The organism is Castellaniella sp., assembly GCF_049650445.1.
Lineage (GTDB): Bacteria > Pseudomonadota > Gammaproteobacteria > Burkholderiales > Burkholderiaceae_B > Castellaniella.
In genome coordinates this window covers 50,257-65,182 of the sequence record NZ_JBASAD010000024.1, presented here as the reverse complement: position 1 = coordinate 65,182, position 14,926 = coordinate 50,257, and the positions used below count along the sequence as shown (strand labels likewise).

Below are 14,926 nucleotides of genomic sequence, written 5' to 3'. Positions count from 1 at the left end.
TGTCGCCTGCACAATGCCCTGATCAGCCAGGATCGTCACCAGACTGGACCGCTGTCTTTGCGGCGTCCGATTCATCCTCAGACTCCGGCTTGCGCTTCTCGATCGCGGCGGCGGCCAGGATGCCGATTTCGTACAGCAGGCACAGCGGCGCGGCCAGCAGGATCTGGCTGAGGACGTCGGGCGGCGTCACCACGGCGGCGACGACGAAGGCGCCGACGATCACGTAGCCGCGCACTTCACGCAGTTTCTTCACCGTGACCATGCCGGTCTTGACCAGCAGAATGACCGCGATCGGGACTTCGAAGGTCACGCCGAAGGCGAGGAACATGGTCAGTACGAAGTTGACGTAGGCCTCGATGTCCGGCGCCGGGGTGATGGACTGCGGCGCGAAGTGGGCGATGAAGGTGAAGACCGTGTGGAAGACCACGAAATAACAGAACGCCATGCCCAGCAGGAACAGCAGGGTGCTGGAGACGATCAGGGGCAGCGCCAGGCGCTGTTCGTGGCGGTACAGGCCCGGGGCGACGAAGGCCCAGGCCTGGTACAGGACCACCGGCAGGGCCAGCACGAAGGATGCCAGCAGGGTGACCTTGATCGGCACCATGAAGGGCGTGATGACCCCCGTGGCGATCATGCGCGTGCCCTGGGGCAGCGAGGCCAGCATGGGCTGGGCCAGGAAGTCGTAGATCATCGACGGGCCCGGATAGATGAACAGCACCACGAAGATGCCGATCACGGCCACCACGGCCCGCAGCAGGCGTGTGCGCAGTTCGATCAGGTGGGAGATGAACGTGTCCTGGGACGAGTCGTTGGAAGCGTCTGTCATGCCGTGCTTCAGTGACTGGAATCGGTGGGGGCCGGCGCGGGCTGGCGCGCAGGTTCGGGCGACGTCGCAGCAGAGCCGGTCGGCGGCAGCGGATCCAGCGTCTGACGGGCCTGATCCAGGGTGTCCTTGATCGACTGCGCGGGCTGGGTGACGGCGGCTTTCAGTTCATCCACCGATGAGGTCATGGAGGATTCCACCGAGCGTGCGGCGTCTTCCATCTGGTTCTTGATGTCGCCGATTTCCTTCAGGTCCATTTCCTTCTGGATGTCGGTCTTGACCTCGTTCACGTAGCGCTGGGCGCGGCCGAGCAGGTGCCCGACCGTGCGGGCGACCTTGGGCAGGCGTTCGGGGCCGATGACGATCAGCGCGATGACGCCGATCAGCATCAGTTCGCTGAAGCTGACATCAAACATAGTGGATCCGGTGCGCGGCGGTGAGGGTCAGGCGTCGTTCTTTTCGCGGGCCTGTACGTCCACGGTGCCGGAGTCCTGGGTCTGCTGGGTGACGGCCGGTTTGGCGGCGGAGTCATCCTGCGCGTCTTTCATGCCCTTTTTGAAGCCCTTGACGGCGCCGCCAAGGTCTTCACCCATGTTGCGCAATTTTTTTGTGCCGAAGATCAGGGCCACGATGACCAGGACGATCAGCCAATGCCAGATGCTGAAGCTACCCATGAGAACTCCTTAAGCGGCGGGTGCCGCACGATTGGACCAGGGGCGTTCGCCCCCCAGAATGTGGAAATGCAGGTGATCGATTTCCTGGCCGCCTTCGGTGCCGGTGTTGGCCACCAGACGGAAGCCTCCGGCAGGCAGCGGGTTGCAGCCGTTGGCGAAGGCGATTTCGGGCGCCAGGCGCAGCATGCGGGCCAGCCAGTCGCCGTCGGCGGGGCCGAGTTCGGCCAGGGAGGCGACGTGATGTTTTGGAATCAGCAGCAAATGCACGGGCGCCGCCGGATTGATGTCGTGGAATGCGAGGAATTCGTCGTCTTCGTGGACAATGCGGGCGGGGATTTCGTGCCGGGCGATTTTACAGAACAGGCAATCGTGGCTCATGGGGATCTACGAGGCGGGGCCGGACATCGACCCGATCAATCCCATATGTTGCCATATTTTTGTGAGGGTTGGTTTGAGCATGTCAATCCTTGGGGCGGGCCGCTTTTTCCTCCAGCCCGGACAGGCCCTCGCGGCGGGCCAGTTCGGCCAGCACGTCTTCGGGCCGCAGGTCGAAGTGCGTCAGGGCGACCAGGCAGTGGAACCACAGGTCGGCAGTCTCGTAGACGATCTGGTCGCGGTCGCCATCCTTGGCGGCCATGACCAGTTCGGTGGCTTCTTCACCGATCTTCTTCAGGAAGGCATCCGGTCCGCGCGCCAGCAGTTTGGCGGTATAGGACGACTGCGGATCGCCGCCGCGATCGGGCCGGCGCGTCGCCAGCGTGTCGGCCAGCCGGGCCAGGGTATCGGCGGTGGAGGAAGTCGTCATGTGGGCAATCCGTGATCGAAGGCGGGCCGGGCGCTCGGCCCGGCGCGGGTGTTCAGTGGCTGTGAGGGTGGCCGTAGATGGCCGCGGGGTCCTTCAGCACCGGGTCCTGTTCGACCCAGGCTGGTTGGTCGCCGCCCAGGTCCAGGCCGCGATAGAAGCAGCGTTCGCGCCCGGTGTGGCAGGCGATGCCGCCGATCTGGGTGATCTTCAGCAGCAGCACGTCGCCGTCGCAGTCCAGGCGGATGTCGTGGACCTGCTGGACGTGGCCGGATTCCTCGCCCTTGCGCCACAGCCGGGCGCGCGAACGCGAGAAGTACACGGCGCGGCCGGTGCGTACGGTTTCGCGGACGGCTTCGGCGTTCATCCAGGCCACCATCAGCACGGTGCCGGTCTGGGCGTCCTGGGCGATGGCGGGGATCAGGCCTTGATCGTCAAAGCGCAGGGCCGCCAGCCAGTCGTCGGGAGCGCCGGCGGTGGGTGTGCTGGGGCCGGGCGTCGTCATGCGGATCGCACCGGGATGCCCCGGGCGGCCAGGTAGGCTTTGGCCTCGGCCAGAGTGTGCTGGCCGAAGTGGAAGATGCTGGCGGCCAGTACCGCGCTGGCATGGCCCTGAAGGATGCCGTCGGCCAGGTGCTGCAGGGTGCCGACGCCGCCGGAGGCGATCACCGGCACCGGCACGGCATCCGAAACCGCGCGGGTCAGTTCCAGGTCGAAGCCGGATTTGGTGCCGTCGCGATCCATGCTGGTGAGCAGCAGTTCACCGGCGCCCAGATCGGCCATGCGGCGCGCCCATTGCACGGCGTCCAGGCCGGTGGCGCGGCGTCCGCCGTGGGTGAAGATTTCCCAGCGCGGGTCCTCGTCGGCACCGGAGACGCGACGGGCGTCCAGCGCCACGACGATGCATTGCGAGCCGTGGTGGCGAGCGGCCTCGGCCACGAGTTCGGGGCGGGCGATGGCGGCACTGTTGATCGAGACCTTGTCGGCACCCGCGTCCAGCAGGCGCTGCACGTCGGCCACCTGGCGCACGCCGCCGCCGACCGTCAGGGGGATGAAGACCTGACGCGCCACGGCTTCGATGATGGGCAGGATCAGGTCGCGGTCATCGGACGTCGCCGTGATGTCCAGGAAGGTGATCTCGTCGGCGCCTTGCTCGTCGTAGCGGCGGGCGATTTCCACCGGGTCGCCGGCGTCGGTCAGGTTGACGAAATTCACGCCCTTGACCACCCGCCCGGCGTTGACGTCCAGGCAGGGGATGATGCGGCGGCACAGGCCCGACGGGGCCGGCGAGTCGGCCAGGGGAGCGGCGGCTTGGGTCATGCGTCGGCGTCCTCGCCTTCATCGTCCGGGGGGCCGACCAGTTCGTCAGCCAGATTCTGGGCGGCAGCGAAATCCAGGGTGCCTTCGTACAGGCTGCGGCCCAGGATGGCGCCATCGACGCCTTCGTCGGCGACTTCGCACAGGGCGCGGATGTCGTCCAGCGAGGCGACGCCGCCCGAGGCGATGACGGGGATGTGCACGGACTGCGCCAGGCGCACGGTGGCTTCGATGTTGACGCCCGACAGCATGCCGTCGCGGCCGATGTCGGTGTAGATGATGGACTCGCAGCCGTAGTCTTCGAATTTGCGGGCCAGGTCCAGCACGTCGTGACGGGTCAGTTTCGACCAGCCGTCGGTGGCGACCTTGCCGTCGCGCGCGTCCAGGCCGACGATGATGTGGCCGGGGAAGGCCGAGCAGGCGTCGCTGAGGAAGCCCGGGTCCTTGACGGCGGCCGTGCCGATGATGACGTAGGAGATGCCGTTGTCCAGGTAGTATTCGACCGTGTCCAGGTCGCGGATGCCGCCGCCGATCTGCACCGGGATGGCGTCGTCCACGGTGTCCACGATGGCCTGGATGGCGGCGCGGTTGCGCGGCTTGCCGGCGATGGCGCCGTTCAGGTCCACCAGATGCAGGCGGCGTGCGCCCTGGGCGGCCCATTGGGCGGCCATGGCGGCGGGGTCTTCGGAGAACACGGTGGCCTGGTCCAGGTCGCCCTGGCGCAGGCGCACGCAATGCCCGTCTTTGAGGTCGATGGCGGGGATGAGCAGCATGGTCGTCGTCGGTACGGAAAGGGTGTGGTGCCGGAGGCCGGAGGCTTCAGGGCTGCCAGCGGGTGAAGTTGCGATACATCTGCAGCCCGGGGGCTGCGCTCTTTTCAGGGTGAAACTGTACGGCAAAAATATTGCCGTCCGCAATGGCGCAGCAGAACGGCAGGCCATAGAGGCTGGTGCCGGCGGTCAGCGCCGGGTCGGCGGGTTCGGCGTAATAGCTGTGGACGAAGTAGAACGACGTGTCCTGGGCGATGCCGTCCCACAGCGGGTGGGCGCGGGTCTGGGTGACGGCGTTCCAGCCCATGTGGGGGACTTTCAGCCGGGCGCCGTCGTCGGTCGCGTGGTCGAAGGCCGGCCCCTGGAAGCGGCGCACGCGGCCGGCGAACAGGCCCAGGCCGGGGGTGTCGCCCTCGTCGCTGGCGTCGAACAACATCTGTTCGCCCACGCACACGCCCAGCAGCGGTTTTTCACGGGCGGCCTGCAGCACCGCGTCGCGCAGTCCGGACGTGATCAGCGTCTGCATGCAGTCGGGCATGGCGCCCTGGCCCGGGAACACGATACGGTCGGCGGCGCGGATCTCGTCGGCGCCGCGGGCGATGCGGATGTCGTGGTCGGGTGCGGCGGCTTGCAGAGCGCGGGCGACGGAATGGAAGTTGCCCATGCCGTAGTCGACGATGGCGATGCGGGTCACGATGCGGGAGTCCTGGCTATGAGAGCGGGATTACAGCGTACCCTTGGTCGAGGGGATGGCGCCGCCGGCGCGCGGATCGACTTCGGTGGCCATGCGCAGCGCGCGGCCGAAGGCCTTGAAGATCGTTTCGCACTGGTGGTGGGCGTTTTCCCCGCGCAGGTTGTCGATGTGCACGGTCGCCAGGGCGTGGTTGACGAAGCCCTGGAAGAATTCACGCGCCAGATCGACGTCGAAGGTGCCGATGCGCGCCCGGGCGTAGTCCACGAAATAGAACAGGCCGGGGCGGCCGGACAGGTCCACCACCACGCGCGACAGGGATTCGTCCAGCGGCACGTAGGCGTGGCCGTAGCGGCGCAGGCCGGCCTTGTCGCCCGCGGCGGCGGCGAAGGCCTGGCCCAGGGTGATGCCGACGTCCTCGACGCTGTGGTGGTCGTCGATGTGGGTGTCGCCGTCACAGTGGACGTCCAGGTCGAACAGGCCGTGGCGGGCGATCTGGTCCAGCATGTGGTCGAGAAAGGGCACGCCGGTGTTCAGGCTGCGGGTGCCGGTGCCGTCCAGATTGATACTGACGCGGATGCGGGTTTCCTGGGTGTTGCGTTCGATGGTGGCGGTGCGCATGGACATGGGTAGGTGATCGGTGTGAGCCGCGCGGCCCCGTGGGGGCCGGGCGGGTGGGTTCAGGGCTGCGCGTCCAGGCGCAGCGAGGCGCTGGCGGCGTGGGCGTGCAGGCCCTCGCCGGTGGCCAGGGTGGCGGCGATGCGGCCCAGGGTCTGGGCGCCGGCGTGCGAAACCTGGATCAGGCTGCTGCGCTTCTGGAAATCATACACGCCCAGCGGCGAGGAGAAGCGCGCGGTGCGCGCGGTGGGCAGGACGTGGTTCGGTCCTGCACAGTAATCGCCCAGGGATTCAGAACTGTAGGCTCCCAGGAAGATCGCGCCGGCGTGGCGGATCAGAGGCAGCAGGGCCTGTGGATCGCGCGCGGAGATTTCCAGGTGTTCCGGGGCGATGCGGTTGACGATGTCGCAGGCCTGCTCCAGGCTGTCGGTGCGGATCAGCGCGCCCCGGTTGGCCAGGCTGACGCGCAGAATGTCGGCGCGCGGCTGGGTCGGCAGCAGGCGTTCGATGGCGGCCTGGACGGCGTCCAGATAGCCGCCGTCCGGGCACAGCAGGATGGCCTGGGCGAGTTCGTCGTGCTCGGCCTGGGAGAACAGGTCGATGGCCAGCCAGTCGGCCGGCGTGCTGCCGTCGGCCACGATCAGGATTTCGGATGGGCCGGCGATCATGTCGATGCCCACCGTGCCGAACACGCGGCGCTTGGCGGCGGCCACATAGGCATTGCCCGGCCCGGTGATCTTGTCCACCGCCGGCAGGGTGGCGGTGCCGTAGGCCAGTCCGCCCACGGCCTGCGCCCCGCCGATGGCGAACACGCGATCGACGCCGCCCAGAGCGGCGGCGGCCAGCACCATGGGATTGCGCGTGCCGCCGGGCGTGGGGGTGACCATGATCAGTTCGGGCACGCCGGCGACCTTGGCCGGGATGGCGTTCATCAGCACCGAGGACGGGTAGGCGGCCTTGCCGCCCGGCACGTACAGGCCGACGCGGTCCAGCGGGGTGACCTGCTGGCCCAGCATCGTGCCGTCGGGTTCGGTATAGGTCCAGGTCTCGGCGCGCTGGTGCTCGTGGTAGCGGCGCACGCGGTCTGCGGCGGCCTCCAGCGCGGCGCGCTGGTCGGCGGGCAGGCCGTCCAGGGCCGCCAGCCAGTCGGCACGGGGGATTTCCAGAGCGTCCAGGCGGTCGGCCCGGACATGGTCGAAGCGCGCCGTGTAGTCCAGGATCGCCGCGTCGCCACGCGTCTGCACGTCGTGCAGGATGTCGCGCACGGCGGTCTCGATGGCCTCGTCCTGCGAGGCGTCATAGGCCAGCAACCGGGTCAGGGCCGCATCGAAATCGGCAGCGCGGGCATCCAGGCGGTGAATCAGGGACATGGCGGGAACCAGAGTGTGAATGGTCTATCTTACTGTGTAGCGGCGCGGGCGAAGGCACCCAGGAACGGTTGCAGGCGTTCACCCTTCATCTTGAGCGCGGCCTGGTTGACGATCAGGCGCGAGGAAATCTGGCGGATTTCCTCGACCTCGACCAGGCGATTGGCGCGCAGCGTGCCGCCCGAGGACACCAGATCGACGATGGCGTCGGCCAGGCCCACCAGCGGGGCGAGTTCCATCGAGCCGTAGAGCTTGATGATGTCCACGTGCACGCCCTTGGCGGCAAAGTGTTCGCGCGCGGCGCGCACGTATTTGGTGGCGATGCGCAGGCGCGAACCCTGGCGCACGGCGGCCTGGTAGTCGAAGCCCTCGGGGGCGGCCACGCACAGGCGGCAGCGGGCGATGTTCAGGTCGATGGGCTGGTACAGCCCGCCCGGGTGCTGCGCCATGTGTTCGTGCAGCACGTCTTTGCCGGCGATGCCGAAGTCGGCCGCACCGTACTGGACGTAGGTGGGCACGTCGGACGCACGCACGATGATGATGCGCAGTTCGTCCGAGTCCGTGGGCAGGATCAGCTTGCGCGAGGACTCGGGGTTTTCCGGCACGCCCACGCCGGCGGCGGCCAGCAGCGGCAGGGTTTCTTCGAAGATGCGGCCTTTGGACAGGGCCAGGGTCAGGGGGGGTTGAGCCATGTCGCTTTATTGGATGCGTTGGATGTCCGCGCCCAACGCCTGGAGCTTGTGTTCCATGCGTTCGTAGCCGCGGTCCAGGTGGTAGATGCGTTCCACCGTGGTCTGGCCGCTGGCCGCCAGGCCGGCGATCACCAGGCTGGCCGAGGCGCGCAGGTCGGTGGCCATGACGGTGGCCCCCAGCAACTGCTCGACGCCCTGGACGACGGCGGTGTGGCCGTCGATCTCGATGTCCGCGCCCATGCGGCGCAGTTCCTGCACGTGCATGTAGCGGTTTTCGAAGATGTTCTCGGTGATGACGGCGGTGCCTTCGGCCAGGGTGTTCAGGGCCATCAACTGGGCCTGCATGTCAGTCGGAAAGCCCGGGTATTCGCTGGTGCGAAAGCCCGTCGCGCGCGGCCGGGCGGACATGCGGGCGCGGATCCAGTCCGGCCCGGTGGTGATTTCCAGCCCGGCGTCGCGCAGCTTGTCCAGCACGGCGCCCAGCGTGTCGGGGGCCGCGTGGCGCAGGGTGATGTCGCCCCCCGTGGCGGCCACGGCGCACAGGAATGTACCGGCTTCGATGCGGTCGGGCACGATGCGGTGGGAGGCGCCGTGCAGGCGCTCCACGCCCTCGATGACGATGCGGTCGGTGCCGTGGCCTTCGATGTGCGCGCCCATGGCGATCAGGACGTGCGCCAGATCGACGACTTCCGGTTCGCAGGCGGCATTTTCCAGCACGGTGCGGCCATCGGCCAGGGTGGCTGCCATCAGCAGGTTTTCCGTGCCGGTCACCGTGACCATATCCGTCAGGATGTTGGCGCCGCGCAGGCGCTCGGCTTCGGCCACGACGAAGCCGTGGTCGATGTGGATGCGCGCGCCCATGGCGGCCAGGCCCTTGATGTGCTGGTCGACCGGCCGCTGGCCGATGGCGCAGCCGCCCGGCAGGCTGACCCGGGCGCGGCCGAAGCGCGCCACCAGCGGTCCCAGCACCAGGATGGATGCCCGCATGGTCTTGACCAGTTCGTAGGGGGCTTCCTGGCTGGACACCTGATCGGCCTGGAGGGTGACGCGGGTCTCGCCCCCGCGTTCCGCGCGCACGCCCATGCGTTGCAGCAGGGTCAGGGTGGTGCCGATGTCGCGCAGGGCCGGGACGTTGTCCAGTGCCAGCGGGTCGGCGGTCAGCAGCGACGCGCAAAGGATCGGCAGGGCGGCGTTCTTGGCTCCCGAGATGGCGATTTCGCCGTGCAGCGGGCGGCCGCCCTGGATCAGCAGCTTATCCATTGGTCTTGGTGGTTTCGTATTCGGATGGTGTCAGGGTGCGCATCGACAGGGCGTGGATTTCCGCGCGCATGCGGTCCCCCAGGGCCTGGTAGACCGCCTGGTGGCGGGCCAGCGTGCGTTTGCCCTCGAAGACGGGGCTGACGATCAGCGCCTCGAAGTGGGCGCCGTCACCGGAGACTTCCAGGTGTTCGCAGGGCAGGTTGTCGGCGATGTACTGGCGGACGTGCTCGGGTGTGGGGGACATGGTTCAGCTCCGTAGTTTGTAGCCGCGCGCCAGCAGGCGCAAGGCGAACAGGCTCAGGGCCACGGCGACGGCCAGCACGATGGCCAGGCCGCGCCAGGGGGAAACGTCAGACGCCGTGAAGAATCCGTAGCGGAAGCCGTCGATCATGTAGAACACCGGGTTCCAGCGTGAGACTTCCTGCCAGAAGGGCGGCAGACTGTGAATCGAATAGAACACGCCCGACAGAAAAGTGGCGGGCAGGATCAGGAAGTTCTGGAAGGCCGCCAACTGGTCGAATTTTTCCGACCACAGGCCGGCGATCAGGCCCAGAACCCCCAGGATCCAGCAGGACAGCACCGCGAAGACCAGCAGCCACAGCGGGGCCGTGACCGGCAGGCGCACGAAGAACAGTGCCACCAGCCAGACACAGACGCCCACGGCCAGCCCGCGGGCGACCGCCGCCAGGATGTAGGCGGCGAAGATCTGGCGATGGGAAAACGGCGGCAGCAGCACGAAGATCAGGTTGCCGGTGATGCGGCTCTGGATCAGGGACGAGGACGGATTGGCAAAGCTGTTTTGCAGCATGCTCATCATCATCAGTCCGGGGATCAGGAAGGCGGTGTAGGAAACGGCGTCGTACACCTGCACACGGTCTTCCAGCACATGGGAGAAGATCAGCAGATACAGCAGCGCCGTCACCACCGGGGCGGCGATGGTCTGCAGGCCGACCTTCCAGAAGCGCATCAGCTCTTTGTGCAGCAGGGTCGGAAAGCCCGAACCCATCTCGGGGCGGGTCTGGGAGACGGGGCGGATCACAGTTCGGCCTCCAGCACGGAATCGTCGTGCATGATGCGTACGAAGGCGTCTTCAAGGTCGGCGCCGCCCACCCGTGCCATCAGCGACTGGGTGGTGTCCAGCGCCACGACCTGGCCGGCTTTCAGCATCGCCACGCGCCCGCACAGGGATTCGGCCTCTTCCAGGTAATGGGTGGTCAGCAGGATCGTGTGTCCGGCCTGGTTCAGGCGTGTGATGAAGTCCCACAGGGTGCGGCGCAGGTCCACGTCCACCCCGGCGGTCGGCTCGTCCAGGATGATCACGGGCGGACGGTGCACCAGGGCCTGTGCCACCAGCACACGGCGCTTCATCCCGCCGGACAGCTCGCGCATATTGGCATCGGCCTTGTCCAGCAGCCCCAGGTTGTCCAGGATCTCGTCGATCCAGTCGTCGTTGTTCCGCAGGCCGAAATACCCGGATTGCAGCCGCAAGGTTTCACGGACGCTGAAGAAAGGGTCGTAGACGATTTCCTGGGGCACGACGCCCAGCGACTGACGGGCCTGGCGGAAGTCGTTGACCACGTCGTAGTCGCAGACCCGGGCGCTGCCCCGGGTGGCGTGGGACAGTCCGGCCAGGATGGAGATCAGCGAGGTCTTGCCCGCTCCGTTGGGGCCCAGCAGGCCGAAAAATTCACCGTGCTCGACCGTCAGGCTGACGTCGCGCAGGGCCTGGAAGCCTGCGGACGCAGGGCGGCCGCTCAGGCGGTCGCGCCAGGATCGCTGGTGCGGGGCGTAGATTTTGGAGACGTGTTGCAGATCGAGAGCAGGCATGGGCAGGCAATGCGCCCTCAAGTGGGCGCCATCGGACATTATAGGCGGTCGTGAGGCGCCGGCGGCTTCCGAAGGGAGAGCGGGAGACAAGGCGGGTACTGTTTGAGGCCGTAGGCCGAGTTTGCCCGCCGCCCGTTCGTACGAGGAAGGACCGCCGAACAGGGCGGCCCTGCCTTCATGCCTGCGTGCAGGCGTGTTTAGAACACAAAATCACTGTTTCGCGTTCAGCGCCGAGATCAGCCCGTCGATGCCGCTGCGGTTGATTTCGGAGGCGAACTGGTTGCGGTAGTTCTGGATCAGCCAGATGCCTTCTACGTTCAGATCGTAGACCTTCCAGCCCGCGTCCGTCTGTTCCAGCCGGTAGTCCACCCCGATCGCCGGGCTGTTCTGCTGCGAGATCGTCGTGCGAACGACCGCGTCGTCCGCCTTCGGGTCGCCCCGGAAAGGCAGCAGCGAGATCGTCGTGCCCGACGTCACCCGCGTGAACGCCCCGCTGTAGGTGCGGATCAGTGTGCCCGTGAAAGCCTGGACCAGCGCATCCTGTTGAGCCGCCGAGGCCTGGCGCCAGTAGCGGCCCGCGGCCAGACGCGTCGTCTTGTTCATGTCCACGTAGGGGATGGCGTAGCGGCGCACCAGGTCCGCAATGTGGCCCGGGTCGCCGTGCAGCGCCTGGGGATCGGCCTTGACCGCGTCCAGCATGTTGTTGGCGACGGCTTCGAGGAAGTCGTTCGGTGCGGCCTTGGGGTCGACCGTGCGTTCGGCCGCGCCGGCGGAGGCGGCGGACAGGCCCAGGGCTGCGCCCAGCAGGCACGGGCCGATCGCTCGGCGCAGGGTCGGGAGGAAAGAAGAAAAGTGCATCATCGTCTCCGTGTGGCCGTCCACCCGCGTGGGGCGGAGCGGTGCCCGGGTCGAACGCGCCCCCGGGCTGGTTTGCATTATTTCGCCGGCGTCTCGTCCGGATCGTCGTAGACCGGCAGATTCGTATCGGCCGGCGCCGCCTCGCGGTCCAGGTCGTCTGCCGTCGAAGCGCGGCCGCCCTGCTGGCGGCTGTCCAGCATGGACTTGCGGCGCTGCAGGTAGGCGTCGCGGATGAAGCTGTACTTGTCGAGCGCGATCTGGTCCACCAGGCGGTCGGCTTCCAGCAGGTTGGCGCGCGTGTCGACGATGTACAGGCCCAGGATGGAATTGCGGACCGGCACGTTGTCGATGGTGAAGACGGCGGCGGCCGGGCTCGAAGGCACCGTCAGGGCGACGGCCGTGCCGACCCCGTCGCGCACCGTGCTGGGGCCCATGAAGGGCAGGACGAAGTACGGCCCCTGGCCAAAGCCCCAGACGCCCAGCGTCATGCCGAAATCGTTGGGAATCTTGCGGGCGCCGTGCATCGAAGCGACGTCGATGCAGCCGCCCAGGCCCGCCGTGGTGTTGAACAGCACGCGTCCGAAGGTGTCCACGAAATCGCGGCCACGCCCCTGCAGCAGGCTGTTGACGCCGGACCAGACGTCGCTCAGGTTGCTGAAGATGTTGTGGATACAGGTGCGCACCGGGCGCGGCGTGACGGTCTCGTAGCCCGTGGCGATGGGCTTGAGCACCGCGCGGTCCACCGTATCGTTGAAGGCGTACATGCCCCGGTTATAGGATTCCCAGGGATCGTTGGGCGAGGGGTGCGGCACCTGCGCGCAGCCGGCCAGCAGGGCGGCGGTCGCCAGGGCCAGCCCGGTGCGGGCCGTGAAGCGTCGGGAACGCGGCGTGGCCAGCGTCGGGGCGGTGGAATTCATGTCGTGTCTCGTGGGGTCGGGGTCCGGGAGGACGTCGAAGTGTCGCATATTGTAAGGGCAGCCGCTCAATGGCTGGCTGCCGGTGCGACGGCGCCCTCCGCGCCCTTCGAGCCTTCTTTTTCGGCCGAGCTGTAGAGGAATTTGCTGATCAGGTCTTCCAGTACCACGGCGGATTGCGTGAACTCGATCGTGCCCCCATCGGCCAGGTTCTTGTCGTCTCCGCCCGGGGTCAGGCCGATGTATTGCTCGCCCAGCAGGCCCGAAGTCAGGATCGAGGCCGAGGAATCCTTCGGGAAGACATAGGGCTGTTCCAGGTCCATCGTGACCGTGGCCTGGAAGCGCTGGTTGTCGAAGCCGATGGCGGACACCCGCCCGACCACCACGCCGCTGCTCTTGATCGGCGCGCGGATCTTCAAGCTGCCCACGTTGTCGAAATGCGCCTGCACCCGGTAGGTGGGGGCGAAGGAAAAGGAGCTCATGTTGCCGGCGCGCAGCGCCAGGAACACCAGAGCGATCAGGCCCAGCAGGATGAACAGGCCTACCCAGAAATCGGTTTTTTCGCGTGTCATGAATTCGTTCCGCAGGTTTCAGTTGGCGAACAGGCCCTTAGTGGGCGAACATCAGCGCCGTCAGCAGGAAATCCAGCCCCAGCACCGCCAGGGCGCCGCTGACCACGGTGCGGGTGGTGGCCCGAGAGACGCCTTCGGGCGTGGCGCGTGCCGTCCAGCCCTGGTAGAGGGCGATCAGGGTCACGACGATACCAAAGACCAGGCTCTTGATCACGCCGTTGAGCACGTCGTCGACCACGTCCACCCCGCCTTGCATCTGCGACCAGAACGCGCCCGGGTCGATGCCGATCAGCACCACGCCCACGAACCAGCCGCCCAGAATGCCGACCATGGAAAACACCGCTGCCAGCACCGGCATGGCGATCACGCCGCCCCAGAAGCGCGGCGCCAGAACACGGCGGATGGGGTCCACGGCCATGACTTCCATGGCCGAGATCTGTTCGCCGGCCTTCATCAGGCCGATCTCCGCCGTCAGCGAGGTGCCGGCCCGCCCGGCGAACAGCAGCGCCGTGACCACCGGCCCCAGTTCGCGCGTCAGCGACAGGGCCACCAGCAGGCCGAGCGCCTGTTCCGATCCGTAGCGGTTCAGCGTGTAATAGCCTTGCAGGCCCAGCACGAAGCCCACGAACAGACCCGAGACCCCGATGATCAGCAGAGAATGATTGCCGATGAAATGGACCTGCTGGGCCGTCAGGCGCGGGCGGCGCAGCAGCACGCTGCTGCGCGCCAGAATGGCACCGAACAGGCGGACAAAGGCGCCCAGGCCGGCGATCATGGACACGAAGCCGTGCCCCAGCGCAGCGATGCGTTGCGCAAACGTACTCATCCTGCCCTCCGGGCGGCCAGCCAGCGATCAAAGGCCGGCGTCTGAGGATAGTGGAAGCCGATCGGCCCGTCGGGCCGACCCTGCAGGAACTGCTGCAGATACTCGTCTTGCGAGGCCGACAGTTCTGCCGGTGTGCCGCGGGCCACCAGCCGGCCCTGGCCGATCAGGTACACCTGATCCGCGATGGCGAAAGATTCCGCCACGTCGTGCGTGATCAGGATCGACGCGCAGCCCAACTGGTCCGTCAGCGTGCGGATCAATTGCGCCGTGATGCCCAGAGAAATCGGGTCCAGCCCGGCGAAGGGTTCGTCATACAGAATGAGTTCGGGTTCCAGCACGATCGCCCGCGCCAGCGCCACGCGCCGCGCCATCCCGCCGGAAATCTCCGAGATTCGCAGATGCGCCGCGTGCCGCAGACCCACCGCCTGCAGCTTGTCCAGCACCCGTTCCAGAATCTGGTGTTCGGAAATGCAGGTGTGTTCGCGCAGCGGAAACGCCACGTTCTCGAACACGTTCAAATCCGTAAACAGCGCACCGCCCTGGAACAGCACGCCCATACGCTGGCGGGTCTCGCGCAGGGATTCGCCCCGCAGTTCGGCCATGTCGCGGCCAAACACCGAAATACGCCCGGCCTGCGCCGGCAACTGCCCGGTCACCGCTCGTAAGAGCGTCGTCTTGCCCGAACCTGATCCGCCCATCATGGCGACGACCTGCCCCGGCATGACCCGCAGGTCGACGTCGCGCAGCACGGTGAATTCGCCGTAGCCGAGCGAAACACCGTCGAATGTGACAAGGGGGGCGGGGTCGGTATGCGTCATGTTGGACCAATCGATTCCAGTGTGGCATTGTACCCTGGCCCTGTCCGCCGGCTTTCTGGTCGTCGCGAGAGCGAGGACCGCCGGGAAACGGCCCGGG

Annotated in this window: 21 protein-coding genes; all 21 read right to left on the bottom strand. The window is 67.2% G+C overall.

Annotation, left to right across the window (positions count from 1 at the left end; translation table 11 throughout):
- Window positions 1-22: 22 nt before the first annotated feature.
- Window positions 23-826: a twin-arginine translocase subunit TatC gene (gene tatC / locus WA983_RS08355; RefSeq protein ID WP_424311904.1), complete on the bottom strand. Its 804-nt coding sequence runs from the start codon at window positions 824-826 to the stop codon at window positions 23-25.
- Window positions 827-834: 8 nt separating this feature from the next.
- Complete coding sequence (tatB, locus tag WA983_RS08350) at window positions 835-1,239, bottom strand: Sec-independent protein translocase protein TatB (RefSeq protein ID WP_424248996.1); 405 nt, start codon at window positions 1,237-1,239, stop codon at window positions 835-837.
- 27 nt (window positions 1,240-1,266) lie between these two features.
- Window positions 1,267-1,497: a Sec-independent protein translocase subunit TatA gene (tatA, locus tag WA983_RS08345; RefSeq protein WP_424248995.1), complete on the bottom strand. Its 231-nt coding sequence runs from the start codon at window positions 1,495-1,497 to the stop codon at window positions 1,267-1,269.
- A 9-nt stretch (window positions 1,498-1,506) separates the two neighbouring features.
- Window positions 1,507-1,875 (bottom strand): histidine triad nucleotide-binding protein, encoded by a 369-nt coding sequence (locus tag WA983_RS08340; RefSeq protein ID WP_376811382.1) that lies wholly within the window; start codon window positions 1,873-1,875, stop codon window positions 1,507-1,509.
- 82 nt (window positions 1,876-1,957) lie between these two features.
- Window positions 1,958-2,302 carry a phosphoribosyl-ATP diphosphatase gene (locus tag WA983_RS08335; RefSeq protein WP_424248992.1) on the bottom strand — a complete coding sequence of 115 codons (345 nt, stop codon included), beginning with the start codon at window positions 2,300-2,302 and terminating at the stop codon, window positions 1,958-1,960.
- 52 nt (window positions 2,303-2,354) lie between these two features.
- Window positions 2,355-2,804, bottom strand: a complete 450-nt coding sequence (gene hisI / locus WA983_RS08330) for a phosphoribosyl-AMP cyclohydrolase (protein ID WP_424248991.1) — start codon at window positions 2,802-2,804, stop codon at window positions 2,355-2,357.
- The gene (gene hisF, locus WA983_RS08325; protein WP_424248989.1) at window positions 2,801-3,619 is read right to left on the bottom strand and encodes an imidazole glycerol phosphate synthase subunit HisF; all 819 of its coding nucleotides are present in this window, start codon (window positions 3,617-3,619) and stop codon (window positions 2,801-2,803) included. The genes hisI and hisF overlap by 4 nt, the downstream gene beginning before the upstream one ends.
- Window positions 3,616-4,389, bottom strand: coding sequence for a 1-(5-phosphoribosyl)-5-[(5-phosphoribosylamino)methylideneamino]imidazole-4-carboxamide isomerase (gene hisA, locus WA983_RS08320; RefSeq protein WP_424248987.1), 774 nt, complete (start codon window positions 4,387-4,389; stop codon window positions 3,616-3,618). The genes hisF and hisA overlap by 4 nt, the downstream gene beginning before the upstream one ends.
- A gap of 46 nt (window positions 4,390-4,435) precedes the next feature.
- The gene (hisH, locus tag WA983_RS08315) at window positions 4,436-5,080 is read right to left on the bottom strand and encodes an imidazole glycerol phosphate synthase subunit HisH (RefSeq protein WP_424248985.1); all 645 of its coding nucleotides are present in this window, start codon (window positions 5,078-5,080) and stop codon (window positions 4,436-4,438) included.
- A 30-nt stretch (window positions 5,081-5,110) separates the two neighbouring features.
- The gene (gene hisB, locus WA983_RS08310) at window positions 5,111-5,698 is read right to left on the bottom strand and encodes an imidazoleglycerol-phosphate dehydratase HisB (RefSeq protein WP_424249003.1); all 588 of its coding nucleotides are present in this window, start codon (window positions 5,696-5,698) and stop codon (window positions 5,111-5,113) included.
- Window positions 5,699-5,757: 59 nt separating this feature from the next.
- Window positions 5,758-7,065, bottom strand: a complete 1,308-nt coding sequence (gene hisD / locus WA983_RS08305) for a histidinol dehydrogenase (protein ID WP_424248984.1) — start codon at window positions 7,063-7,065, stop codon at window positions 5,758-5,760.
- 29 nt (window positions 7,066-7,094) lie between these two features.
- Window positions 7,095-7,754, bottom strand: coding sequence for an ATP phosphoribosyltransferase (hisG, locus tag WA983_RS08300; protein ID WP_424311903.1), 660 nt, complete (start codon window positions 7,752-7,754; stop codon window positions 7,095-7,097).
- Between the two features lie 6 nt (window positions 7,755-7,760).
- Window positions 7,761-9,014, bottom strand: coding sequence for a UDP-N-acetylglucosamine 1-carboxyvinyltransferase (gene murA, locus WA983_RS08295; protein WP_424248980.1), 1,254 nt, complete (start codon window positions 9,012-9,014; stop codon window positions 7,761-7,763).
- Window positions 9,007-9,258, bottom strand: coding sequence for a BolA family protein (locus tag WA983_RS08290; protein WP_424248978.1), 252 nt, complete (start codon window positions 9,256-9,258; stop codon window positions 9,007-9,009). Before WA983_RS08290 ends, murA begins: the two co-directional genes overlap by 8 nt.
- Window positions 9,259-9,261: 3 nt before the next feature.
- Window positions 9,262-10,020 (bottom strand): ABC transporter permease, encoded by a 759-nt coding sequence (locus WA983_RS08285; protein WP_424249002.1) that lies wholly within the window; start codon window positions 10,018-10,020, stop codon window positions 9,262-9,264.
- Between the two features lie 29 nt (window positions 10,021-10,049).
- Window positions 10,050-10,841, bottom strand: coding sequence for an ABC transporter ATP-binding protein (locus WA983_RS08280; protein ID WP_424248976.1), 792 nt, complete (start codon window positions 10,839-10,841; stop codon window positions 10,050-10,052).
- Between the two features lie 210 nt (window positions 10,842-11,051).
- Window positions 11,052-11,702: an MlaC/ttg2D family ABC transporter substrate-binding protein gene (locus WA983_RS08275; protein WP_424248974.1), complete on the bottom strand. Its 651-nt coding sequence runs from the start codon at window positions 11,700-11,702 to the stop codon at window positions 11,052-11,054.
- Between the two features lie 74 nt (window positions 11,703-11,776).
- Window positions 11,777-12,616, bottom strand: coding sequence for an MlaA family lipoprotein (locus WA983_RS08270; RefSeq protein WP_424248972.1), 840 nt, complete (start codon window positions 12,614-12,616; stop codon window positions 11,777-11,779).
- 65 nt (window positions 12,617-12,681) lie between these two features.
- Window positions 12,682-13,185 carry an outer membrane lipid asymmetry maintenance protein MlaD gene (gene mlaD / locus WA983_RS08265; protein WP_424248970.1) on the bottom strand — a complete coding sequence of 168 codons (504 nt, stop codon included), beginning with the start codon at window positions 13,183-13,185 and terminating at the stop codon, window positions 12,682-12,684.
- A 37-nt stretch (window positions 13,186-13,222) separates the two neighbouring features.
- Complete coding sequence (gene mlaE / locus WA983_RS08260) at window positions 13,223-14,011, bottom strand: lipid asymmetry maintenance ABC transporter permease subunit MlaE (RefSeq protein ID WP_424248968.1); 789 nt, start codon at window positions 14,009-14,011, stop codon at window positions 13,223-13,225.
- Window positions 14,008-14,829 (bottom strand): ABC transporter ATP-binding protein, encoded by an 822-nt coding sequence (locus tag WA983_RS08255; RefSeq protein WP_424248966.1) that lies wholly within the window; start codon window positions 14,827-14,829, stop codon window positions 14,008-14,010. The genes mlaE and WA983_RS08255 overlap by 4 nt, the downstream gene beginning before the upstream one ends.
- Window positions 14,830-14,926 lie beyond the last annotated feature (97 nt).